This is a genomic window from Methylobacillus sp. (assembly GCF_036844465.1).
Lineage (GTDB): Bacteria > Pseudomonadota > Gammaproteobacteria > Burkholderiales > Methylophilaceae > Methylobacillus.
On the sequence record NZ_DAIUFW010000003.1, the window covers coordinates 156,644 to 179,816 of the forward strand.

Below are 23,173 nucleotides of genomic sequence, written 5' to 3' on the forward strand. Positions count from 1 at the left end.
TTGATTTCCATTCCAGGACTATCCCTTGAATAGAAACTTATTAGTCAAGGGATAGCGCCTGTCCTTGCCAAACGCGCGCTTTGTCACCCTGACGCCAACCGGCGCCTGGCTCCGCTTGTATTCATTCCGGTCGATCAACTGCGTAACGCGGGCAACATCCTGCTCCCGGTAACCTTGGGCAATGATGTCTTTCCGGCTGTCATCATGCTCGACATAAGCCTCCATGATGGCATCCAGCACCGCATAATCCGGCAAGCTGTCCTGGTCTGTCTGCCCATGACGCAGCTCTGCCGAGGGAGGCCGCAGGATGATGCGTTCGGGAATGACCGGTTTGATCTGGTTGCGATACCGGGCAAGCTGGTAGACCAAGGTTTTGGACACATCCTTGAGCAGGGCAAAACCGCCGGCCATGTCGCCGTACAAGGTCGAATAACCAACAGCGGTCTCACTCTTGTTGCCTGTCGTCACCACCATGTTGCCGAACTTGTTGGAGATTGCCATCAACAAAGTGCCGCGGATACGGGCCTGCAGGTTCTCTTCCGCCGTATCAAACGGTTTTCCGGAAAATTCTTCGGACAAAGCAACGCAGAAAGTCTCAAATATGGGCGCTATCGCGATCTCGCTGTAGCGGACATTGAGCCCTTGCGCCATGGTGCGCGCATCCTCCAAGCTAATGGAGGCAGTGAATTCAGAAGGCATCATCACCGCCTGTACCTTGTCTGCACTCAGCGCATCCACTGCAATGGCCAATGTCAGCGCAGAATCCATACCGCCCGACAAGCCCAGCAGCACGCCGGGAAAATTATTTTTCAATACATAATCCCGCAGGCCCAGGGTCAGTGCTGCGTAAACGGCGGGCTCCAGCTCAGGCACCAGCACGATTTCAGCAGGCTCCGGCCCGGTGTCGCTGACATTGACGATCCCCAACGCCTCTTCAAAAGACGGCAATTGCTGGGTCAAGGCTCCTTCGTCGCTCATGACAAAGGAAGCGCCATCAAACACCAGCTCGTCCTGTCCGCCTACCAGATTGGCATAGATCACAGGCAAACCGGTTTCCGTGGCACGGCTGCGCGCCACTTCATGGCGCTCCTGTTGCTTGTTGATGTGATAGGGCGAAGCATTCAGCACCAGCAGCAACTCAGCACCAGCCTCCTTTGCACGGCGGGCAGGCCCTGGCATCCAGACATCAGCGCAGATCAGGATGCCCAGCTTATGACCCTGATGATCAATGACCAAAGGCTCACTGCCTTTGTTGAAATAGCGCACTTCATCGAATACGCTGTCGTTCGGCAGCAATGCCTTGTGATAGATATGACGGATTTCCCCGGCTTCCAGCACAGCGGCAGCGTTATAGTGTTTGCCAAGATATTGGCGGGGATAGCCGACCACAACTGTCAGCGCGGGCGGCAATGCCAGTGCCAGCGACTGCAACGCTTGCTCGCAGGCAAGGAGGAAATCATCACGCAGCAAGAGATCCTCGGGAGAATAGCCACACAATGCCAGCTCTGGGCACAGCAGCAAGCTCGCTCCAGCTGCCTCGGCACGCTTTGCCTGTTCAATGATGCGAGCAGCGTTGCCCTCCAGGTCGCCAGCCGTGACGTTGATCTGGGCAATCGCGATCTTCATTTCACGCCCGGGCTTCGCAAGGAAAGATTGTTCATATTGTGGCGACAGTTAGTAGCTTCCGCCCGCGTCCTTGATCAGCTGCACAATCTCGGGCTTCTTGCCCTTCAAGGCATACACCAGCGCAGTCAAGCCATATTGGTCGCGAGCTTTCACATCTGCACCGCTGGCCAGCAGCAGCTGCACCAGTTCGACATTGCCTTCGCTCACTGCGTATTGCAGCACGGGCGTGCCCTCGGAATCCTTATGGTTGACGTTGGCACCCTTCTCGATCAGTACCTTGGCAGAGGCTGTCTGCGATTTTTTGACGGCCCAGGACAGTGCGGTCCATTTGGTCTTGTCCTGCGCATCCACCTTGGCGCCCTTGTCTAGCAACAAGGTTGTGGCTTCAACATTGCCTTCCCGCGCGGCATACATCAGCGCAGTCAAGCCGAAACGATCACGCGCGGAAATATCGGCACCTTGCGCCAACAAGGTGGTAATGGTTTCCAGGTCACCGTTGCGGGCTGCATACATCAGGATGCTCTTGCCGTCATCGCTCTTGCTGCTGGGGTCAATCCCATGCTGCACCAGCAAGCCGACCATCTCGCTATAGCCCGAGGTTGCTGCCATGCCCAGCGCGCTCCAGCCGGACTCATCACGCACCTTAGCATCGGCGCCATGCTCCAGCAGCACCTTGGCGGTGGCGACAAAATTCTTCTTGGCGGCAAACATCAACGCCGTCCAGCCGCCCGCATCCTTGGCATTCACATCCGCGCCCTTCTCCAGCAAGGCGCGGGCAACATCGGCCTTATCCTTGCGCGCGGCATACATCAGGGCGGTAATGCCATCTGCATCGCGGGTATTTGGGTTCACACCACTATTCAGGAGCGACCTGACCGTCGCCAGGTCGCCCTTGGAGGACACCGTCAGAAGGTAAGGCACCTGGTCTTGTGCCAATGCGGGCGCAGCCAACGCCCCGAGCAATACGCTGCACAGCATGGCAGCAGTCAAGCGACGCAACATAGAAATTTCCATGAGTTTGAATGATTTCACTGAATATTTACTGTTTGGCCTCAATCGCGGCCTGCACTGCTTCGCCCAAACCAGCCGGAGAACTGGCAACAACAACGCCAGCCTGCTCCAGCGCCTTGATCTTCTCTTCCGCCTTGCCGCTGCCGCCGGAGATAATCGCACCCGCATGTCCCATGCGCTTGCCGGCCGGAGCAGTCTGTCCGGCGATGTAGCCCGCGACAGGCTTGGTCACGTGCTGCTTGATATATTCCGCAGCGGCTTCCTCATCACTGCCGCCGATTTCACCGACCATGATGATGGCCTCAGTTTCGGGATCGGCCTGGAACAACTCCAGGCAATCGATGAAGTTCATGCCGCGGATCGGGTCGCCGCCTATGCCGACACAGGTAGATTGTCCCAAGCCCAGCGCCGTGGTCTGATGCACCGCCTCATAAGTCAGCGTGCCGGAGCGGGAAACGATGCCCACCTTGCCGCGCAGGTGGATGCTGCCGGGCATGATGCCGATCTTGCACTCGTCCGGCGTGATAATCCCGGGACAGTTGGGACCGACCAGCCGTGCGCCGTTGGCATTGAGCGCGGCCTTGACGTTGAGCATGTCCAGCACCGGGATGCCCTCGGTGATGCAGACGATCAGTTCGATACCCGCATCACATGCCTCAAGGATGGAATCTGCCGCAAACGCGGGCGGCACGTAGATCACCGAGGCGTTCGCACCGGTTTCAGCCACCGCGGCCCGCATGGTATTGAACACAGGCAGGTCGAGATGGCGTTGGCCACCCTTGCCCGGCGTGACGCCGCCCACCATCTGGGTGCCATAGGCCAGCGCCTGTTCGGAATGGAATGTGCCCTGCTTGCCGGTAAAGCCCTGGCACAGCACCTTGGTATTCTTGTTGACCAGTATTGCCATCGTTTACGCCTTTACTGCCGCTACTGCTTGCTGCGCGGCATCGGTGAGCCCGGCAGCAGAGATAATCGATAATCCGCTTTCGCTCAGCATCTTGCGGCCAAGCTCGACATTGGTGCCTTCCAGCCGCACCACCACGGGAATCTGGATGCCCACTTCCTTCACGGCAGTGATGATGCCCTCGGCAATGATGTCGCAACGCATGATGCCGCCGAAGATATTGACGAGAATGGCCTTGACGTTGGGGTCGGCAAGAATGATCTTGAACGCGCGTGCGACCGTCGTAGCAGTCGCGCCGCCGCCGACGTCGAGGAAATTGGCGGGCGCGCCGCCATGCAGCTTGATCAGGTCCATGGTCGCCATCGCCAGCCCGGCGCCGTTCACCATGCAGCCGATATTGCCGTTGAGCGCAATGTAATTGAGGCCCGCATTATGCGCCTCGGCCTCCTTCGCGTCGTCCTGGCTCCAGTCGCGCTGCTCCGCGAGCTCGCGGCGGCGGTAAAGCGCGTTGTCGTCCACGCTCATCTTGCAATCCAGTGCAACCAACGCGCCTTCCGCAGTGACGATCAACGGGTTGATCTCCAGCAATGCCAAGTCGTTTTCCTTGAACAAGCGATATAACCCCTTGGCAAGCCGCGTGAACGCCGCGATCTGGTCGCCCACCAGCCCCAGCGCGAAAGCAATGTTACGCGCCTGGTAATCCACCAGGCCGTTGAGCGGGTCGCAGACTTCCTGCAGAATTTTCTCCGGGCTGACCTTGGCGATCTCCTCGATCTCCATGCCGCCCGCTGCAGAAGCGACCAGCACTACACGCTCCAGCGAGCGGTCCACCAGCATGGACACATACAGCTCGCGCGCGATCGGCAGGGTTTCCTCCACCAGCACCTTTTCCACGGGCTGGCCGTCCGGCGCGTTCTGGTAAGTCACCAGGCGCTTGCCCAGCAGGCTCACCGCCACATCCTGGATCTCGTCCAGGCTACGTACCAGCTTGACGCCGCCCGCCTTGCCGCGCCCGCCCGCATGCACCTGGGCCTTCACCACCCAGGCTTCTCCTTCCAGCGCGCGCGCGGCCTCTATCGCCGCCTGTGCCGTTTGCGCCACCTGGCTGCGCGGTACAGCCACGCCATAACGCTGTAACAAGGCCTTGGCCTGATACTCATGCAAATTCATGTGTGTACTTTTTTGATAGATTTAAAAGATTAGCTGCGTATTTTCGCGCAATTCCTGCTATTGCGCCAGCTTGGACAAGCTGCACTTACCGGGAACATGGATGTAAGGTGCATGTATAATAAGCAGCATTTTTCAATCCATACTCAACAGTATTTGCACATGCGTCTCGTCATCCAGGGCTCTGCCATCCGCCTACAACAACTCACCCACATCCACCAGCTCGCCAGCGCCCAACAGCAGCAGTTCATCCAGGTCGGCGAGCAAGCCTATCTGTTGCCGAACCAGCAGGAGATTTCACTGGAGCTGCGCGCGTTTTGCCAGGAGCAGCAGATCGATGTCGCCCTGGTACATGACCAGCACAACCTGAACCATCTCGGGCTGGCGGTAATGGACATGGATTCGACGCTGATTACCATCGAGTGCATAGACGAGATTGCGGATATGCAGGGCCTGAAGCCGCAGGTAGCTGCGATTACGGAAAGCGCGATGCGCGGGGAGATCGAGTTTGCCGAGAGCTTGCGCCGCCGCGTAGCGCTGCTGCAAGGGCTGGAGGCTTCCACCCTGCAGCGCGTGATCGACGAGCGCCTGCAGCTTTCGCCGGGCGCTCAGGAATGGATTGCCGCCTGCAAGCAGCACAATATCAAGACCATGCTGGTGTCCGGCGGCTTCGATTTCTTTGCCGAAAGGGTCAAGGCCATGCTGGGGTTGGATGTGGCGAAAGCCAATTCGCTTGAGATTGTCGATGGCAGGCTGACAGGCCGCCTGCTGGGAAATATCATCGATGCGCAGGCCAAGGCCGATTATCTGGAACGATTCCGCCAGGAGCTGGGTCTGCGACAGGATCAGGTCGTCGCCATCGGCGATGGCGCGAACGATCTCAAGATGATGTCGGCGGCGGGCTGCGGCGTGGCCTACCATGCCAAGCCGGTCGTGCAGCAGCAGGCCAGCTATGCGCTCAACCATGTCGGCCTGGAAGGACTGGCGCACCTGTTTGCGCCGTTATCCTCGGCTTCAACCTGTCATTAAGGAATAATTTATGTTGTCGAAATACTTGCGCCTGACCGCACTGTTGTTGATTGCAGCCACTTCATCCGCCATGGCGCAGCCCACAGCGGAAATCCAGACCAGCCAGGGCTTGATCGTGGTTGACCTCAATAGCGAGAAAGCGCCGAATACCGTGGCCAATTTCATCCGCTATGCCAAGGAAGGACATTATGCCGGAACGATTTTCCACCGCGTCATTGCCGGGTTCATGATCCAGGGCGGCGGCCTGGACAGCAACTTCGAGCCCAAGCCTACCCACGAACCGATCAGGAATGAAGCCGATAACGGCCTCACCAATGCAACCGGCACCATTGCCATGGCGCGCACCAGCGACCCGCATTCGGCATCCGACCAGTTTTTCATCAATGTGAACAACAATGCCTCATTGAATTTCAGCGAGCGCTCCAACACCGGATGGGGCTATACGGTATTTGGCCGCGTGATCAAGGGCATGGATGTGGTGCAGCGCATTGCCCTAATGCCGACCGATGGCGGCGATGCGCCCTTCCAGAATATCGTGATCGAATCCGTCACCATCAAGGAATAATCAGCCACACCACTCGCGCCGCGCAGCACGTGGTTGCGCGGCACTTCTTCCTCATTCAGGGTTACATGGCGCTGATCAAGCTGCCTAATGTCCTGAATGCCTGCTCGACATCCGCATCCACCGGCTGACTGTAATTGATACGCATGCAATGACGGTATTTGTGCCGCGCGGAGAAAATCGGGCCGGGCGCAATGCTGACGCCCTGTTGCAGCGCCTGATGGAATAATTGCAGGGTATCCACATGATCAGGCAACGCCACCCAGAGAAAATATCCGCCATGAGGACGGGTAACTTGTGTATCGGCAGGAAAGTATCGCGCAATCAAGTGCAGATATTGGTGTTGCTGCATCTCGAACCGAACGCGCAGTTTACGCAAGTGCCTGTCATAGCCCCCATGTTGCAGAAAATCGGCGATGGCTGCCTGGGCAATGGTGCTGGTCGACAGCGAGGTAATCACCTTGAGCCGCTCCACTTCGCGCTTGAAGCGCTGGGGCAGCAATACCCAGCCGATGCGGTAACCAGGAGCCAGGCTCTTGGAGAATGAGCCGCAATGCATGACATAGCCTTCATCATCATAGGCCTTGGCAGGCCGGTGCTCCTGCATGCCAAAATACAATTCGGCATAGACATCATCCTCGATCAGCGGCACCTGGTGGCGGGTCAATAATGCTACCAGCGCCTGCTTTCTTTCTGCCGTCATGGTCACGCCCATCGGATTCTGGAAGCTGGTCATGCACCAACAAGCCTTGATGGGCCGCTGCTCCAGCATTTGCTGCAAACAATCCAGATCCAGCCCCTGCACAGGGTCCACCGGGATTTCCACCGCCTTGAGCTGCAAGCGTTCCAGCGCCTGCAAACAGCCGTAAAAAGCCGGGGATTCTATCGCCACCAGGTCTCCTGGCTTGGTCATGGCCTCAAGACATAGATTGAGCGCCTCGGATGCGCCGTTGGTGATAACAATGCTATCCACATCCGCCTCTATGCCGCACATGAGATAGCGCCGTGCTATCTGCCTGCGCAGCCCATGGTTGCCCGGCGGCAGGGATTCAACAATTTCGGCAGCGCCCATCCCCCGCGTGGCATGCGCCATTGAACGCGACAGTCGTTCAAGAGGAAACAGCGCAGGCCAGGGAAAAGCAGAACCCAGGGATACGGTACCAGGATCCTTGATAGCGCCGAGGATAGAAAAAACCAAGTCAGAAATGCTGACAGCTGTACTTTCCGGCTCGTGAGCAGGCACGTTCGTGGACGCCAGCTGCTTAACAGCATGGTTGCTGACGTAATAGCCGGATTTGGGCTGGGCACGAATCAGGCCCATGTTCTCCAGCTCGTAATAGGCCCTGAATATCGTTGCCGGGCTGAGCTTGTAATCCTGGCATGCCTGGCGCACGGAGGGTAATTTCTCTCCCGAAGCCAACACACCGGAACGTATGGCAGCCGCAATATCATGCACCAGTTTTTCGTAGCGCTTCATTTCCGCTGCCATGGGCTGACTTTCCTTATTTTTCGTACATCCATACGACAACGGGGCCATTGGCCCCGTCGAATCGTTCGTCAGACAAGATGCCTTCGTGAAAAGGTCAGGGTAGCATTGGTGCCGCCAAAGCCAAAGCTGTTGGAAACCGCAGTCTGGATCTTGGCATTGTCGATACGCTCGCGCACGATGTTGAGCCCCTCCGCTGCCGGATCAAGGTTTGCAATATTGGCGGAAGCGGCGATGAAATTGTTTTCCATCATCAGCAAGGTATAAATCGCTTCATTGACACCCGCGGCGCCAAGCGCATGACCGGAGAGAGATTTGGTGGAGGCAATCGCCACATCGCTGCCGCCGAACACGGCACGGATGGCTTCCAGCTCCTTCACATCGCCGACCGGAGTGCTGGTGCCATGTGTATTGATGTAATCCACCGGCCCTTCCACTCCCTCCAGCGCCAGGCGCATGCAGCGCTCCGCGCCCTCGCCGCTCGGGGCCACCATGTCATAGCCGTCGGAGGTCGCGCCATAACCAACGATTTCTGCATAGATTTTCGCGCCACGCGCCTTGGCGTGCTCGTACTCCTCCACAACGAGGATGCCGCCGCCGCCGGAAATAACGAAGCCGTCGCGATCCACGTCATAGGTGCGCGAAGCTTTTTCCGGGGTCTCGTTGTATTTGCTGGACAATGCACCCATCGCATCGAACATGAAGGACAGTGTCCAGTGCTCTTCCTCACCGCCGCCCGCAAACACGATATCCTGCTTGCCGAGCTGGATCTGCTCCACGGCGGCGCCGATACAGTGCGCGCTAGTCGCGCAGGCGGAACTGATGCCGTAATTAATTCCCTTGATCTGCGCGCCAGTGGCGAGGCAGGCGGAAACACCGCTCGCCATGGCCTTGGTCACCATATAAGGCCCGACACGGCGCACGCCTTTTGCGCGCAAGGTATCGATACCGGAAAGAATGTTTTCATGCGATGCGCCGCCCTGGCCCACGATCAGGCCGGTGCGCACATTGGAAACCAGCTCGGGCGGCAGCTTGGCATCAGCGATCGCTTCCTGCATTGCCAGCCAGGCATAAGCGTGACCCTTGCCCATGAAACGCAACAACTTACGGTCGATCAGGGCTTCCAGGTCCAGGTTTTCGATAGACCCGGCCACATGGGAGCGCAGCCCCTGATCCACATATTCCTGCTGGAAACGAATGCCGGACCGGCCTGTCTTCAGGCTATCCAGAACTTCAGATTTGTTGTTACCGAGACTGGACACCACGCCCATCCCAGTGACGACGACACGGCGCATTGCGTGTTCTCCCACACTAAATTCATTAATACCAGAAATACTATTCTGGCAGGATCATCCTGCTAGAAATTGTCGGTACGCGTAAACAGACCCACGCGCAAATCGTTGGCGGCATAAATCTCGCGACCATCGATTTCCATGTGGGCATCGGCAATCCCCATCACCAGTTTGCGCATAATCACGCGCTTGAGGTCAATACGGTACGTAATCATTTTACCAGTAGGCAATACCTGGCCAGTGAACTTCACCTCACCAGCGCCCAGCGCGCGACCACGGCCCTTGCCACCCATCCAGCCCAGATAGAAACCCACCAATTGCCACATGGCGTCCAGGCCCAGACAACCTGGCATCACAGGGTCACCTTCAAAATGGCAGTTGAAGAACCAGAGATCCGGCCTGACATCCAGCTCCGCAATAATCTGCCCGTTACCATACCTGCCACCTTCCTCGGTGATGGATACGATGCGATCGAACATCAACATAGGCGGCAACGGTAATTGCGCATTGCCCTCGCCAAACATTTCGCCACGTCCACAGGAAAGCAGCTCTTCAAAGGTGAAACTATTCTGTTTTTGCATTTATTTATTCTAAATTGACCAATATTGTTATTTTCGCCTGAAATCCTGTTTTACAAAAGCCCTATCCAGAGAAAGTATTAATAAATATCCTCATAAAATCGCATCTTATCTGTGCCAGGCTCGCCTCAATATCATCCTTATCCATAGGCGTACATGACACGCAGCACACTATACCGATCTGTTTACACCATGAATTAAAACACCTATCATATGGGAAAAATTCCCCAAATCATCCAATCTAACTTCGTACTGGAATTCATGAATGAGTGACCGTCAACTGGCCGACTGGCGTGCGCAGGCGTTGCAACTTGAAAATGAAGTCAATCAGGTAGTCGTCGGCCAATCTCGTGCCATACGCTTGATCACCACCGCCATTTTTGCCCGCGGACACGTGCTGCTGGAAGGCGATGTCGGCGTGGGCAAGACTACCCTGTTACGCGCCTTCACGCGCGGCATTGGCGGCGGCTACCAGCGTATCGAAGGCACCATAGACCTGATGCCGAACGACCTGGTATACCACACCTATCTAGGTGACGATGGCCGTCCGCACGTCAGCCCCGGCCCGCTGCTCTCGCATGGCACCGACCTGTCCGTGTTCTTCTTCAACGAAATCAACCGCGCCCGCCCGCAGGTGCACTCCCTGCTTTTGCGTGTGATGGCAGAGCGCACCTTGTCCGCCTTCAACCGCGAACATATATTCCCTCACATGCTGGTATTTGCCGACCGCAATCAGGTGGAAAAAGAAGAGACCTTTGAAATCCCTTCGGCGGCGCGCGACCGTTTCATGATGGAAATCCCGATTACTGTGCCAGCGGATCTGGAGATCATGGAATCGTTGATTTTCGATACCCGCTTCCATGATGTTGATGCCCTGGTGGATAAAGTCGCCCCAGGCATCCTGCAGTTTGACGGCCTCAACCAGATCGCTGCGCTGATTCAGTCCAGCGTGCAGGCGAGTCCTGCCTTGCGTCGCTATGCGCTCGACCTTTGGCTGGCAAACCGCAGCCCGGTTGATTTTGGCCTCAAGGTGGAAGGTGTCGACATCAAGCGCCTGATCGTGGCAGGCGCCAGTCCGCGCGGTATTGCCATGATGATGCGTGCCGCCCGCGTCAATGCTTGGCTCAATGGCCGCGACGCGGTAGTGCCCGAGGATATCCATGCCGTGTTCCACGAAACCATTGCGCACCGTCTGGTATTCAACCCGATTTATGAAATGCGCCGCGCCGAGATTGGCCGTGAATTGCTCAACCAGGCCCTGCACACCATCAACGCTACCTCATGAATGCACTAGCCAAGGAATTCAGCTACCAGATCGGCTGGCGCTCACGCGGCCGTCACGCAGGCCGTCACGCCAGCGCGCAGCGGGGACTGGGCATGGATTTTGTCGGGCATGCGCCCTTGATCTCCTATCCTGATCCGCGTCGCATCGACCTGCGCCTGACCTTGCGCGACCCGATGGAGCAGGTCTATGTGCGCATCTACAACCAGCGTAGCGCCGTGCCTGTATTTGTCGCCTGCGACCTGTCGGGTTCCATGGGTTTTTCCGGCCATACCAACAAGCTCAGGATTGCCGCGGAAATTACCGCTTCCGCGGCGCAATCCGCTTCGCGCGTCAATGACCCTTTCGGCTTTATCGGCTTTGACGAGCAAGTTCGCGATGACTGGCGCGTGCCATCCAGCACCCGCGTGCAATCAGCTTATCTGCTGGCCGATGAATTGCAGCATTATCGTCCGCCTCATGTCGGTGGCCAGGGCATCCTGGAAGTCAGTCACTATCTGCCGCGCGAACGCTCGTTGGTGCTGCTGATTTCGGATTTTCACATGCCGCTGGAAACCCTCGAAGAAGCGCTGATTGCCATGCAGCGGCACCATATCGTCCCCATCGTGCTGTGGGATGCCGCCGAATACAGCGCCATTCCAGAGTTTGGCTTAACCCACGTGACGGACAGCGAAACCGGCGAAAAACGCACCTTGCTGCTGCGAAAATCAACCCATGCCCGCATCCAGTCTGCATTTGCGGAACGCCGCGCCGCACTGGATGCGCTGCTCATGCGTTATGACCGGCCCCCATTTTTTATCGAGCAAGGCTTCGATGCGGACGCCTTGACCGAGTATTTCTACCAGTTTGTCACGGCATGATCATGATGACCTTTTCCAGCTTCAAGCAACTCCCAGAGCCTGTTCGCCATCTTTTCATAGGATGCGTTGTTCTGACCATGATGCTGGCATCCTCCCTGGGCTGGGCCACCGAGAAAGATGCGGATCAGAAAAAAGACGACCCGCCAGTCGAGATCAGCGCACGCAATCCAGCCCGCGATGTTGGATATCACGTCGGTGACGTCCTCACGCGCACCGTTACGCTCAAGGTGGCGGACCAATACAAGTTATTACCGACCTCCCTGCCGATTCCTGGCAACCAGAAACGCCGCCAGAACCAGGCTCAAGGCATCGAGCTATATGCCAGCAAGATCAGCGAATCGCATCACAACGGCCAGAATATCTATACATTGACCTTGAGCTACCAGGTATTCACTTCCAGCATTGTTGCCAAGCCAGCCGCGCTGCCGCCTGAATTCATCAAGTTTTCCGGCAACGGCAAGCTGTTCCAAGCCCGTATCCCAAGCTGGAATTTCCGCATTTCTCCCCTTGCAGTTTACGGCTCCGTCACTGTCAGCAAGGACATGAGTCCCTTGCGCGGCCCTCTGCTCATCAGCGACCAGCAGCATCGCTACACCATGTACGCCACGCTAGGCGTGTTCGGGTTCAGCCTACTCGGACTTCTGTATATCTTCGGCAACCATGCCTGGCTGCCGCGCATGGGCGGCCCGTTCGCCAAGGCTTTTCGCACGATCAAGAAAACTGCACCGAATGACAATGGCCTGCAAGCCGCCATCAACGACCTGCATCAGGCATTCAAGCAAAGCTGCGGACAGAGCGTGTTTTCCGCTGAAGAAATCATCCATATCAATCCGGCATTCCTGCCTATTGCCGACGAGATCAGGCAATTTTTCCTGTTATCCCGCGCCGTCTTTTTCGATAGCACCGAGCAGAATATCCCGGCACAGCCCCATCAATGGCTACGCCAGTTTAGCCGCCGTTGCCGCGATATCGAGCGAGGGATGAAATAAGTGAATTTCGCACATCTCTGGCTGCTCCTGCTGCTGCCGCTCAGCCTGGTTCCATTGCTGCTTGACCGCCAGCATAGCCGTAGCTACTCCTGGCTGGGCCTGCTACCGCGCGACCGCTTGTCCGACCTATTGGGCATCCTGCTGAAAGTGCTGGCAGCGCTGGCCCTGTGCTTCATGCTGCTGGGTGCGGCCGGTCCAGCGACGGACGCGCAATATATCGAACGCATCGGCCAGGGCGCTCAACTGGTGCTGGTCATCGACCGCAGCGCCAGCATGGACGAGCCTTTCGAGGGTGCGGAAGTCAGTGGGATTGCCGGTGAATCCAAAGCCGCCGCCGCTGAACGCCTGATCACCCATTTTGTGAAAGAGCGCAGCAATGACATGTTCGGTATGGTGACCTTCAGCAATTCCGCCATGCATGCGCTGCCGCTCACTGAAAACCGTGAAGCGGTGCTGGCCGCCATCCGTGCCGCAGGTGGGGCTGCATTGTTCCAGACCAACATCGGCAGCGGCCTGACGAGCGGGCTCGCTGAATTCGACAAAACGCCGGATTCCGGCTCGCGCGCCATCATTCTGCTATCCGATGGCGGCGGCCGCATGGATGCACATACACAACAGAAAATCCGCGATTGGCTGGAACGCATGAATGTCACCCTATACTGGATTGTCTTGCGCCAACCGGGCGCCATCAGTATTTTCGATACCGAATACGTGCCACCCGAAGACAAACCACTGCCCCTGGCGCTGGAGCTTAATTATTTCTTCAAGACCTTGCGCACCGGCTACCAAGCATATGAAGCCTCAGACCCGAAATCCCTGGCTGCCGCCATGGAAGACATCAACCGCAAGGAGAAGAAACCCATCCGCTATCGCGAGGAAATCCCGGGGCGGGATTTTGCGCCCTATTGCTACACCATTGCAGCGCTGTTGCTATCCTTGCTGCTGCTCGCAAAATTCATCGAGGTAAGAACATGGCACTAAGCGCTAGAAAACTAAGCTGGTCGCTCGCGCTGCTGGCGCTGGCATCCGCCGGGGTTGCCGCATGGCAGGCTTACCAGATTGAGGATATCCGCGCCTTCAACCAGGCCATCTCCACCGGCAAGACACCAGCCACGCGCCAGGACAGCTACGAAGCCAAGTTCGCCGTAGCGTACTGGCAAGCAAGCAACGGACGCTACCAGGAAGCGACACGACTCTTCAGCCAACTGCAGGATCAGGGTAGCAACGCGCAGAAATCCGCCGTGCAATATAACACTGGCAACATTTTTTTCCTGCGTGGGCTGGAGATCAACGGCCGCGACCTTACCGTGCGCGACGAGGCAGTATACCTGCTGACACAGGCCCGTACCGCCTATGAGCAATCCCTGCGGCTGGATCACAGCTTCTGGGATGCACGGCACAATCTGGACCGTATCCTGAGCATGTTGCCGTCAGAGCCTTCGCCTGGTGTAGGTGATTCTGATGCACCCGGGCTCATCATGGGCAATATCCCGGTCGGGTTGCCGTAAAGGGACGACATGACTGCGCTACACCGACTCAAGCCTTATCTGCACCGCGATGTCCTGTTGCCGGCCATTGCCCTGCTATTGCTGGTCATTGCCGCATTCAAGCCCACTATCCCTGTACCGCGCAATATCTACAGCACCATGCTGGTCATCGACATCAGCCAGAGCATGAACACCAAGGGCATGAGCTGGCGCGGCGAAGACATTTCACGCCTGGAATACGCCAAGCATCTCGCGCATGATCTGGTGGCGAGCATGCCTTGCGGCAGCCGGGTCAGCTTGGCGTTCTTTGCCGGACTCAGCGTAGCCGCGCTTTATACCCCAATCGAGGTTTGCGGAAACTATGCCGTAATCCAGGAAACCATCTCCCATATAGAATGGCGCCAGGCATGGTCAGGCAACAGTCGCCTGCGCGAAGGCGTGGACTCGCTTGCCCGGCTGTTGCGCACCATGCCGGAACCCACACATGCTATCTTCATGACCGATGGCGAAGAAGCCCCACACTTGCATGCTTTCAATACTCGCGATCTCACCAACTTCCAGGCAGGTAGCGATTGGCTGCTGGTCGGTATTGGCAGCAAGGAGCCACACCCTATCCCCAAGTATGATGAAAACAACAAAATGCTGGGCTACTGGTCAGCAGAAAACTTCGTGCTGCAGCCTGGCGTCGCCCAGATATCACAGCAGAACATCGGCACCCGCGACAAAGGCACCGCCTTGTCCGAAAACGACCGCTATCTTTCCGTGATGGACGAGGAATACATGATCCAGCTCAGCCAGGAAATCGGCGTCAACTATGTCAACGGCGACAACCTGGAAGCAGTCAAATCCGCCATGAACCAGATGAAACCTAGCCGCCGTGACCTTTCCCCCATGAATATCGATTGGCTACTGGCCCTCGCTGCTGGCGGGCTAGTGCTCGCCTCCTACACGCCGCAACGGTTGAGAAAACTGCTCAAGCGCGTCTTGCATCGTAAGCCAGTCAAATAACAGCTCATTTCCCTGACTACGATAACCAGCAATTTCCAGCATCCCAGTTGACCAATATCAGATGCCATAGAACGAGCTGCACGACTCACTGGTAATTATGAAGCTTGGTTTTCTCAGGGACATTCTGACTGGAATTAGTTTAGAAATTTTTCCAATGCTGAGAAAACACGTATGCGGGCAGCCTATTACAGGGAATAGCCAGGGTAAACCACCGTCCTATCCTCACGAATAATCGCAGCTGGTGTCAACGTGGCTGTCTCGATCCGCTCCAGGCCCATGATATGAAATACCGCGCGGCCATGAGCAAGCAGATTGTCGGCAACGAGCCTTCGGTGACAGCGCCACCACACGGCTTCTGCACACATGATGGCGCAGCGTTGCGTTTTTCCCAGTGCCAACAGGTGTTGCAGCCCTGCATGAAATGCGGGAGATAGCGCGTAGTCTGCGTAACGGTGAAAGCTGGCGTTGCGCCAGTACGCGTTCAGGTTTTCGGGCACCTCGTCCCTTTTACCGCGCAGACCACCGAGTGCGGCCAGATGCACATAGTCAACACCTGCCTGGGCCAACACTACAGACAGGCTGGTTTCGTTAAACTGCGGGTTGGCACGCGAGCGGGTAAGCTTGCGCACGTCGACCAGGCACGCTATTTCCGACTGCTGCAACAAGGCCAGGAACTCGTCCAGCGGACGGTTTGAATGCCCGATGGTGAAGAACGGACAGCCATCCGCTTGGTCCTGCCGCAGTTCCGTCACAGCCGACTCGCCGCCCATCAGATCCGCTGCAGGGCGCTACCCTTGTGTGCCGCGATGTGATCTGTCTTGTCACTTTTGATCTCGTATTGGGGTTGTGCAGGCGAAGCGTGATGCCTATAACCCTTGAAGTCAAAGTCCTGCGTATGGCAGGCGATAATCGTCCCCGAGACCCAACCTGCTTCGGAATTCCAGCGTACATGGTCGCCGATCTTGAATGAATTCTGCATTGACACCTCCATACAGTCAGACTCGTGGACAAACCAATTTCCCCTACCATTAATCATGGCCGGACGGCACTCTGCATGTATTGTATCAGGCCAGACGCCAGCCGAACGGAGCTAGAAAACAATGGATGTCCGACAGTGTTCGGGGCCGCTCTGGCGCGGAACGCGTATAGAAGTTGCATGGCGCCAGAACAACTACAATCAGACCGTCATTATCCACGCCCAAGCCTCGACAAACATATCTTCGGCCAGTATGCTAACCTGCAGCGAATCAACCATACAGTAAACGGGCCACACAAGCCCAAGACTGGAAAGTCACTCACCGCAATACATCGAGGCAACTTTAATTTATGGAATTCAAGGACTACTATCAAATCCTGGGCGTGGACAAATCAGCCAGCGCCGACGATATCAAGAAAGCCTTCCGCAAGCTGGCCCGCAAATACCACCCCGACGTAAGCAAGGAACCCGATGCCACCGAGCGCATGGCCGAGGTGAACGAGGCCAACACCGTACTCTCCGACCCTGAGAAGCGTGCAGCCTACGACACTGTGGGTGCGCAGAACTGGGCGGCGGGCGCCCGCTCGGGTGACGATGTGCGGCCGCCACCGGGTTGGAACGAGGGTTTCGAGTTCTCTGGCGGCGATGGGAACGCCGAGGCCTTCCGCCAAGCCTTCCATGGCCAGTTCGGCGAAGCTGGCGAGCACAGCGATTTCTTCGAGCAATTGTTTGGCCGCGCCGGTCGCGCTCAGGCTGGACACCGCCAAGGCCGAGGTTCAACCCAGATACGCGGCGAAGATCGCCATGCCCGTATCGAACTGGAACTGAGCGACGCCTACAAGGGCGCTGAGCGCGGCATCACGCTGCGCGGCGTGCGGCTGGATGAGCACGGCCAGCCCGTACCCGAGGAGCGCACCTTGCAAGTCAAGATTCCGAAGGGGGTGAAGGAAGGCCAGCTCATCCGGCTGACGGGCCAAGGCAGCCCCGGCTTCGGCGGCGGTGCTGCAGGTGATTTGTTCCTGGAAGTGCATTTCCGTCCTGACACGCGCTGGCGTATCGAAGGCCGCGACGTGACGCAAAAGCTGTGGGTCTCGCCTTGGGAAGCTGCGCTGGGCGGCGGCGTGCAGATCGCCACGCCCGACGGCGCCATGGTCGAGGTCAACGTGCCTGCCGGCTCCGGCAGCGGGCGCAAGCTACGCCTGAAGGGGCGCGGCATTCCTTCGTCCAGCGCCCCAGGCGATTTGTACCTTGAGCTGGATATCGCCGTGCCCGGCGCCGTCACTGATGAACAGAAGGCCGCCTGGAGCGCCCTGGCTGCCGCCTACCCTGGCTTCAAGCCTCGCTGAACCTTAATCTGTGGAGCTATCCCATGACCACTAACACCCCTACTCTCGTGCCAGATGATCTAACTGAACTGCTGGAGGATGCCGCGCTGACGCTGGAGCAACTGGCGAGCGGTGCACGCCAGGCTCCCGAATGGGTGCTTACCCATGTCGAGGCAGGCGTATTGCACCCTGCTCATGGCCAGGCTGCCGCCGAATGGCGCTTTGCCAGCGCCACCCTGCTGCGCGCCCGCCGTATTGCCGACCTTGAGCACAGTTTCGATGCCGACCCGCAACTGGCTGCGCTCGCGGTCGATCTGATGGAAGAGGTAGCTGCGCTGCGTCGACAACTGGAACAACTTTGAATTTCCAGTACTGTAGCCCCTCTATTTCTGCGTGGCCCGCAGCGGCGCAATCACCAATAGTCTTGCGCTGAACCATGCCCACAATGTTGATTATAGGTGGAACATACCGTTACCCAGGCCGCGCAGCAGCTCCTTGTTCAAGCGACGAATAAATACTGTCGGCAAGCAGCAATCTCAAGCATTCTCGCCAATGCATTACAATCAACGCCTATTTCATTGCAGGAACTAAGTATGAAACTGTTTGCCCTTGCCTTGTCGGTTTGCATGATGGCCTTGCAAAGCCAGGCCCACGCCGCCTCCTATACGGATGGGAAAATATTCGAGGAGGATGCAAAGCAGGATATATTTAAAGATCAATCCCGCTCCCGCTGGCAAAACATTCAATTTCGCGGGTTGATCGTGACAAGGTTCGACGATAGCCTGAATCTCTGCGGTGAGATCAATCAATCAGGTGAGCCGGAATGGTCACGCTTTATCAAGGTGTTTGATCAGGAATCCGAACGTTTTAACTCAGTATGGATAGAACCAGCGGAGATCAGGTCAGAAGTAGAAGAGTTCAAACAAGCGCAATTTGATGCCTATTGGGATCGCCGTTGCTCAAGCCTCTACTCTATTCACTAAAACCAATTACTTAGGATGTGATACGGCATGACGACCAGCCAAATCCGCTTTAACGACGGTACCGCCTATGAGCGCTATATGGGCAAGTGGAGCCAGCTCGCAGGAAAAGTCTTTCTTGACTGGATCGCTCCTGAACCGGGTCAGCGATGGCTGGACGTAGGCTGTGGCAATGGCGCCTTTACCGAGATGCTTTTCGAGCGGTGTGAACCCCTCGGTGCATGGCCTTGATCCGTCTGAAGAGCAGCTTGCCTATGCGAGGGCGCGGCCCGCATTGCAGGCGGCCCAATTTGCGCAAAGGAATGCAATGGCGCTGCCTTACCCGGATGATATGTTCGATATTGCCGTCATGCCCCTGGTGATATTCTTCGTTCCCGATCCCGCCCAAGGCGTGGCAGAGATGAGGCGGGTAGTTTGTCCGGGCGGCAGCGTTACCGCTTATGCGTGGGATATACTGGATGGCGGTTTTCCCTATGCGGCATTACAGGCAGAAATACGCGGGCTTGGCATTGCGGTACCGACCCCTCCAAGCCCGGAGGCATCGCGTATAAGCGTCATGCAAAGCTTATGGGCCGATGCCGGCCTGAATACTATTGAAACACGGGAAATCACCGTCCAGCGGACGTTTGAGAGTTTTGACGATTTCTGGACGACAGCCCTGGGAGCGCCAAGCGTTGGGCAGACATTGGCAAAGATGGCGGCAGAGGATATCGCGATTCTGCAAATGCGGGTACGCGCGCGGCTGTCGGCAGAGTCTACGGGTCCAATCACCTATAGCGCCCGCGCCAATGCGGTAAAAGGCCACATCTCCCGTTAGGTGATATTTCACACTGCCCGCATCCCGGCAATCAAGCCGTTGCCCTGGCCTGGATATTGGCCAGATAAGCCTCCGCATCCAGCGCGCCGCCTTGCCGCTGCGCCTGCCAGATAGTCTCAGCCAGACATTCCATCAGGATATGTTGTGCCTCTACTTCATTGCCATGCTTGCGCCACAAGGTGTGATAAGCCGCGTTGATGCCTGGCGGCTGGTTGATGGACACCTGTTCCATGACGGATAGATGCAGGCTCATATGCAGGAAGGGATTGGTTTCGCCCATTTCCGGAAAATAGGACTGCTCCAGATAGCGCTCTGGCGCATTCAGCACATGGTGGTATTCAGGATGCAATTGCATGATATCGACCGCCATTCTCTCCAGGGCAGTCAATGCCTGCTGTTGTCCGGACTTGGCCCAGGCATCGAAGAAAAATTGCCGCACCTCGTCGCGACTGGGATTGAACAAGGCCATCAGGCTGCCTGCACTTTCATGGCCTGCGGCGCAAAGCCATGGTTCAATGGCCCAACGCCAGTACCCGTCTTGACGTTCGCACCTGCATCCAGCGCAGAACGCACATAGGCTCTGGCAGACTGTACAGCTTCTGGCAAGCTAAAGCCCAGCGCGAGGTAAGCAGCAATCGCCGACGACAGGGTGCAGCCGGTGCCATGCAGGTTGTGCGTAGAGATACGCGAAGAATGTAACTTGTGCAATACGCCCGCTTCTCCGGCAGTACCGGCTTGCACCAGAATATCAAGCACTTCATGTCCAGGCAGGTGACCGCCCTTAAGCAGCACGGCATGGGCGCCCTGCCGGAGCAGTTCCTGCGCCGCCCGTTCCAGTTCGTCCGTTTCCGTTAGTGGCCTGCCCAACAGCAATGCGGCCTCATCCAGGTTGGGCGTGACCACCAGCGCGCGCGGGAACAGTTCGCGCACCAGCACATCAATCGCTTCGTCGGAAATCAGCTTGGCGCCATTGGCCGCGACCATGACAGGGTCGAGCACCACCTGCAGGAGCCCGTGCACATCCAGCGCTTCCGCCACTGTCATGACGACTTCCGGCGAATGCAACATGCCGATCTTGACCGCATCCACGCCGATATCTTCCACTACGGCATCGATCTGGTCGCGCAGCATGGTAGCTGGCACGCTGTGAATCGCGCGCACGCCTTGCGTGTTCTGCGCCGTCAAAGCGGTAATAGCTGTCATGCCGTAGCATCCCAAGGCAGAAAAGGTTTTGAGATCGGCCTGTATACCCGCGCCGCCGCTGCTATCAGAGCCGGCAATGGACAATACGCGCGGATAACGGTTCATGGATGTATTCATCATTCAACTTTCAGCAGTAAACAAGCCCAGCACGACAGATTGCTGGCACAGGACATTCCGGCCATGAATGGGTGCAATCTCGCCATTGCCATAGAACCCGATCAGTGGCAGGCCTGGATAGTCACGTTTCAACAGGGAAATTTCCTGCTCTACCCCGTCATACAAATGCGGTCCACGCGCGAGGCAAGAAAACACCAAGCCAAAGGCAGGTTTTCCCTGCAGCCTGGCGTTGATGGACTGGACCGTAGCAGCCAGTTGCTGCTGCGCCGCATCACGATCCAGCATCCCCCAGGTCAGCCAGGTACCCGATGTCATTTTTGTTGCCAAGGTAACGGATTGTGCCTGCATATCAGCACTGACCAGCGGGACGGGATGATACTCTTCCTGCCAATATGCTTCTTCGCTTTCCGCCAGTATGGCTACCAGACGATGATAAGGTATGCCCTGGTCATGCGACACGCCATGGTCATCCAACGTATTGACCAGATTCATCCACGCAGGTTGTCCGGATATCTCCAGCACATCAAACCCAGCGATATAGCCCACCTGTTGTGGCATTCCAAGCGGTTTGATGGCATGTGCCACATCCACAACGCCCCGCACGCCTTGCAGTAGCAAATCTGTATACCCGGACGGTATTCCCTTGCCATTTGTCCATACCGAAAATTGCCCATGTCCGGTTGCATCGCCCGCTACGCAGCCAAAGCGTTTCCCCGGCCATTGCAACCAGGAGGCATTGAGCGCATTCGGCGCTGCCAGGGTCAACAGCAAACTATTTTCTTCATGACTTCTCACTGTGGAGATACCAGCACCATCTCCCAGCACCAGCGCTGCTGCGGCAGAACCATCGAGCACCCATTCATCCTGCGTGAAAATCCCCGGTGCGGAACAACCACTGACCTGCATAGTACTCGCGGCTACGGCGGCGGCCTGCAATGCCGGTTGCGGATTCTGGGCAAAATCCTCGCTCAGAAACAGCAATACTCCATTGGCGATGTCCAGCCCTGCACGATCCATGGCCTGGCTGACTGCCCATGCAGCCAGCTCCGGCACCGGCTGGCACCCTTGTGCAAAGCCTGTCCCGACCTTCACCCTTGCCCCACGGCAGCAGGCCCCAAGATAGTCTTGGCCTTGAATTCGCAGAGATCCTTGATCACGCACTCCCAGCATTTGGGCTTACGCGCCACACAGGTATAACGCCCGTGCAGGATCAGCAAATGGTGCGCGTCCTGCAAATATTCTTTGGGAACGACCTTCATCAGCTTTTGCTCTACTTCAAGGGGCGTTTTGCCAGGTGCCAGGCCGATGCGGTTGCCCAGCCGGAAAATATGCGTATCCACCGCGATGGTGGGCTGACCAAATGCTGTATTCAGGATCACGTTTGCCGTCTTGCGGCCCACTCCTGGCAGGCTCTCCAGCGCTTCACGCGTATTCGGCACCTCGCCGTTATACTGCTCCACCAGCATGCTGCAAGTGGCAATCACATTCTTGGCCTTGCTGCGGAAAAGGCCAATGGTCTTGATATAGCTTTCCAGCCCCTCCACACCTAAGGCAAGAATAGCTTGTGGAGTATTGGCAACGGGGAACAGCCTGGCTGTAGCGATATTCACCCCCTTGTCAGTAGCCTGAGCAGAGAGAATGACTGCGATCAGCAGCTCAAACGTACTGTGATGGACCAATTCCGTAGTGGGTTCAGGAATGGCAATGCTGAGCCGACGGAATATCTCCTGACGTTTTTCTGCGTTCATGTGTTTCCTGGTGTATCTGTCCGCTTGGAGCGTGCGCGCGCCATGGCGGCGGCCAGCGCGGCCTTTCTTGCAGCCACAGCATCCCTGCTTTGAGAGTCGGTTCTCCCGGCCTCATGATGTTCAGGCAACGGATTGGTGGAAACACGAGCACGTTCCAAACGCTGCAACCGCGCCTGATAGCGGACGCGAGCAATATCAGCCGCCCGGCGGGCATGACTGGTGGGCTGGGTGTAATCCCAATCCTGATTTTCCAGCGGTTGCATATCGATGCAATCGACCGGGCAGGGCGCCACACACAACTCGCAGCCGGTACATTCACCCGTCAGCACGGTGTGCATTTGCTTGTGCGCTCCGAGGATAGCATCTACAGGGCAGGCCTTGATGCACAGGGTGCACCCTATGCACCTTGCCTCGTCGATGATGGCAACCATCTTGGGGTGAATAGTTCCATGGGCAGGATTGAGCGGCACATAAGGCCGCACCAGCAATTGGGCCAGTGCTCGAATGCCGGAATCGCCGCCAGGCGGACACTGGTTGATATCAGCCTCGCCAGCAGCCAGCGCTTCCGCATAAGGACGACAGCCGTCATAGCCACACTGGGTACATTGAGTCTGCGGCAAGATGGCGTCAATATGCTCTACGAGTCCGGTCATTCTGTTGCCTGTTTTCACGAATCACAGAATTATACCCGTAGCCTGGATAAGCGTATTACGCTGCCTATACTTT

The 23,173-nt window shown here is 57.1% G+C and carries 27 protein-coding genes; 13 read left to right on the forward strand and 14 right to left on the reverse strand.

The window, feature by feature from the left end:
* Window positions 1-18 precede the first annotated feature (18 nt).
* From V7Z75_RS05125 to sucC, 4 genes are read right to left on the reverse strand one after another with little or no spacing between them, the layout of a single operon-like run.
* Window positions 19-1,626 (reverse strand): NAD+ synthase, encoded by a 1,608-nt coding sequence (locus V7Z75_RS05125; RefSeq protein WP_334107546.1) that lies wholly within the window; start codon window positions 1,624-1,626, stop codon window positions 19-21.
* A 48-nt stretch (window positions 1,627-1,674) separates the two neighbouring features.
* Window positions 1,675-2,628 (reverse strand): ankyrin repeat domain-containing protein, encoded by a 954-nt coding sequence (locus V7Z75_RS05130; RefSeq protein WP_442919874.1) that lies wholly within the window; start codon window positions 2,626-2,628, stop codon window positions 1,675-1,677.
* Between the two features lie 37 nt (window positions 2,629-2,665).
* Window positions 2,666-3,544, reverse strand: coding sequence for a succinate--CoA ligase subunit alpha (gene sucD / locus V7Z75_RS05135; RefSeq protein WP_334107547.1), 879 nt, complete (start codon window positions 3,542-3,544; stop codon window positions 2,666-2,668).
* 3 nt (window positions 3,545-3,547) lie between these two features.
* A complete protein-coding gene (sucC, locus tag V7Z75_RS05140; RefSeq protein ID WP_334107548.1) occupies window positions 3,548-4,711 on the reverse strand; it encodes an ADP-forming succinate--CoA ligase subunit beta in 1,164 nt (387 codons plus the stop codon).
* A 159-nt stretch (window positions 4,712-4,870) separates the two neighbouring features.
* On the opposite strand from sucC, the gene serB reads away from it, so the two are divergent.
* Window positions 4,871-5,737, forward strand: coding sequence for a phosphoserine phosphatase SerB (gene serB / locus V7Z75_RS05145; RefSeq protein ID WP_334107549.1), 867 nt, complete (start codon window positions 4,871-4,873; stop codon window positions 5,735-5,737).
* Between the two features lie 10 nt (window positions 5,738-5,747).
* Window positions 5,748-6,302 (forward strand): peptidylprolyl isomerase, encoded by a 555-nt coding sequence (locus V7Z75_RS05150; protein WP_442919875.1) that lies wholly within the window; start codon window positions 5,748-5,750, stop codon window positions 6,300-6,302.
* A gap of 61 nt (window positions 6,303-6,363) precedes the next feature.
* Here V7Z75_RS05150 and V7Z75_RS05155 read toward each other — a convergent pair whose 3' ends face one another.
* From V7Z75_RS05155 to fabA, 3 genes are all read right to left on the reverse strand, one after another.
* Entirely contained in the window at window positions 6,364-7,788 is a 1,425-nt protein-coding gene (locus tag V7Z75_RS05155) for an aminotransferase-like domain-containing protein (RefSeq protein ID WP_334107550.1), read from the reverse strand.
* A 68-nt stretch (window positions 7,789-7,856) separates the two neighbouring features.
* Window positions 7,857-9,080, reverse strand: coding sequence for a beta-ketoacyl-ACP synthase I (gene fabB, locus V7Z75_RS05160; RefSeq protein ID WP_334107783.1), 1,224 nt, complete (start codon window positions 9,078-9,080; stop codon window positions 7,857-7,859).
* A 62-nt stretch (window positions 9,081-9,142) separates the two neighbouring features.
* On the reverse strand, window positions 9,143-9,658 hold the full coding sequence (gene fabA / locus V7Z75_RS05165) for a 3-hydroxyacyl-[acyl-carrier-protein] dehydratase FabA (protein ID WP_334107551.1): 516 nt from the start codon (window positions 9,656-9,658) through the stop codon (window positions 9,143-9,145).
* A 262-nt stretch (window positions 9,659-9,920) separates the two neighbouring features.
* Here fabA and V7Z75_RS05170 point away from each other — a divergent pair, with 262 nt between their 5' ends.
* From V7Z75_RS05170 to V7Z75_RS05195, 6 genes are all read left to right on the forward strand, one after another.
* A complete protein-coding gene (locus V7Z75_RS05170) occupies window positions 9,921-10,940 on the forward strand; it encodes an AAA family ATPase (RefSeq protein ID WP_334107552.1) in 1,020 nt (339 codons plus the stop codon).
* Window positions 10,937-11,797 carry a DUF58 domain-containing protein gene (locus V7Z75_RS05175; RefSeq protein ID WP_334107553.1) on the forward strand — a complete coding sequence of 287 codons (861 nt, stop codon included), beginning with the start codon at window positions 10,937-10,939 and terminating at the stop codon, window positions 11,795-11,797. The genes V7Z75_RS05170 and V7Z75_RS05175 overlap by 4 nt, the downstream gene beginning before the upstream one ends.
* A gap of 77 nt (window positions 11,798-11,874) precedes the next feature.
* On the forward strand, window positions 11,875-12,786 hold the full coding sequence (locus V7Z75_RS05180) for a hypothetical protein (RefSeq protein ID WP_334107554.1): 912 nt from the start codon (window positions 11,875-11,877) through the stop codon (window positions 12,784-12,786).
* Window positions 12,787-13,767: a vWA domain-containing protein gene (locus V7Z75_RS05185; RefSeq protein WP_334107555.1), complete on the forward strand. Its 981-nt coding sequence runs from the start codon at window positions 12,787-12,789 to the stop codon at window positions 13,765-13,767.
* Window positions 13,758-14,294, forward strand: coding sequence for a hypothetical protein (locus tag V7Z75_RS05190; protein ID WP_334107556.1), 537 nt, complete (start codon window positions 13,758-13,760; stop codon window positions 14,292-14,294). Before V7Z75_RS05185 ends, V7Z75_RS05190 begins: the two co-directional genes overlap by 10 nt.
* A gap of 9 nt (window positions 14,295-14,303) precedes the next feature.
* Window positions 14,304-15,281, forward strand: a complete 978-nt coding sequence (locus tag V7Z75_RS05195) for a vWA domain-containing protein (protein WP_334107557.1) — start codon at window positions 14,304-14,306, stop codon at window positions 15,279-15,281.
* A 185-nt stretch (window positions 15,282-15,466) separates the two neighbouring features.
* On the opposite strand, the gene V7Z75_RS05200 is transcribed toward V7Z75_RS05195, so the two are convergent.
* Together V7Z75_RS05200 and V7Z75_RS05205 are read right to left on the reverse strand one after the other, a co-directional pair.
* A complete protein-coding gene (locus V7Z75_RS05200; RefSeq protein ID WP_334107558.1) occupies window positions 15,467-16,051 on the reverse strand; it encodes a DUF488 domain-containing protein in 585 nt (194 codons plus the stop codon).
* Window positions 16,051-16,260, reverse strand: coding sequence for a DUF2945 domain-containing protein (locus V7Z75_RS05205; RefSeq protein ID WP_334107559.1), 210 nt, complete (start codon window positions 16,258-16,260; stop codon window positions 16,051-16,053). The genes V7Z75_RS05200 and V7Z75_RS05205 overlap by 1 nt, the downstream gene beginning before the upstream one ends.
* A 347-nt stretch (window positions 16,261-16,607) precedes the next feature.
* Between V7Z75_RS05205 and V7Z75_RS05210 the strand changes: the two genes are divergently transcribed.
* From V7Z75_RS05210 to V7Z75_RS05230, 5 genes are all read left to right on the forward strand, one after another.
* Window positions 16,608-17,603: a DnaJ C-terminal domain-containing protein gene (locus tag V7Z75_RS05210; RefSeq protein ID WP_334107560.1), complete on the forward strand. Its 996-nt coding sequence runs from the start codon at window positions 16,608-16,610 to the stop codon at window positions 17,601-17,603.
* A gap of 23 nt (window positions 17,604-17,626) precedes the next feature.
* On the forward strand, window positions 17,627-17,944 hold the full coding sequence (locus V7Z75_RS05215; protein ID WP_334107561.1) for a chaperone modulator CbpM: 318 nt from the start codon (window positions 17,627-17,629) through the stop codon (window positions 17,942-17,944).
* Window positions 17,945-18,040: 96 nt separating this feature from the next.
* A complete protein-coding gene (locus V7Z75_RS05220) occupies window positions 18,041-18,565 on the forward strand; it encodes a hypothetical protein (RefSeq protein WP_334107562.1) in 525 nt (174 codons plus the stop codon).
* 27 nt (window positions 18,566-18,592) lie between these two features.
* Window positions 18,593-18,793 carry a class I SAM-dependent methyltransferase gene (locus tag V7Z75_RS05225; RefSeq protein WP_334107792.1) on the forward strand — a complete coding sequence of 67 codons (201 nt, stop codon included), beginning with the start codon at window positions 18,593-18,595 and terminating at the stop codon, window positions 18,791-18,793.
* The gene (locus tag V7Z75_RS05230; RefSeq protein WP_334107563.1) at window positions 18,735-19,379 is read left to right on the forward strand and encodes a class I SAM-dependent methyltransferase; all 645 of its coding nucleotides are present in this window, start codon (window positions 18,735-18,737) and stop codon (window positions 19,377-19,379) included. Before V7Z75_RS05225 ends, V7Z75_RS05230 begins: the two co-directional genes overlap by 59 nt.
* 31 nt (window positions 19,380-19,410) lie before the next feature.
* Here the strand turns inward: V7Z75_RS05230 and V7Z75_RS05235 are convergent, their stop codons facing one another.
* The 5 genes from V7Z75_RS05235 to rsxB are packed head-to-tail and all read right to left on the reverse strand — an operon-like array spanning window position 19,411 to window position 23,100.
* Complete coding sequence (locus V7Z75_RS05235; RefSeq protein WP_334107564.1) at window positions 19,411-19,848, reverse strand: DUF1841 family protein; 438 nt, start codon at window positions 19,846-19,848, stop codon at window positions 19,411-19,413.
* Window positions 19,848-20,702: a bifunctional hydroxymethylpyrimidine kinase/phosphomethylpyrimidine kinase gene (gene thiD / locus V7Z75_RS05240; RefSeq protein ID WP_334107565.1), complete on the reverse strand. Its 855-nt coding sequence runs from the start codon at window positions 20,700-20,702 to the stop codon at window positions 19,848-19,850. The genes V7Z75_RS05235 and thiD overlap by 1 nt, the downstream gene beginning before the upstream one ends.
* The gene (locus V7Z75_RS05245; protein WP_334107566.1) at window positions 20,703-21,791 is read right to left on the reverse strand and encodes an FIST C-terminal domain-containing protein; all 1,089 of its coding nucleotides are present in this window, start codon (window positions 21,789-21,791) and stop codon (window positions 20,703-20,705) included.
* On the reverse strand, window positions 21,788-22,447 hold the full coding sequence (gene nth / locus V7Z75_RS05250; RefSeq protein WP_334107567.1) for an endonuclease III: 660 nt from the start codon (window positions 22,445-22,447) through the stop codon (window positions 21,788-21,790). The genes V7Z75_RS05245 and nth overlap by 4 nt, the downstream gene beginning before the upstream one ends.
* Window positions 22,444-23,100, reverse strand: coding sequence for an electron transport complex subunit RsxB (gene rsxB, locus V7Z75_RS05255; RefSeq protein ID WP_334107568.1), 657 nt, complete (start codon window positions 23,098-23,100; stop codon window positions 22,444-22,446). The genes nth and rsxB overlap by 4 nt, the downstream gene beginning before the upstream one ends.
* Between the last annotated feature and the right edge of the window lie 73 nt (window positions 23,101-23,173).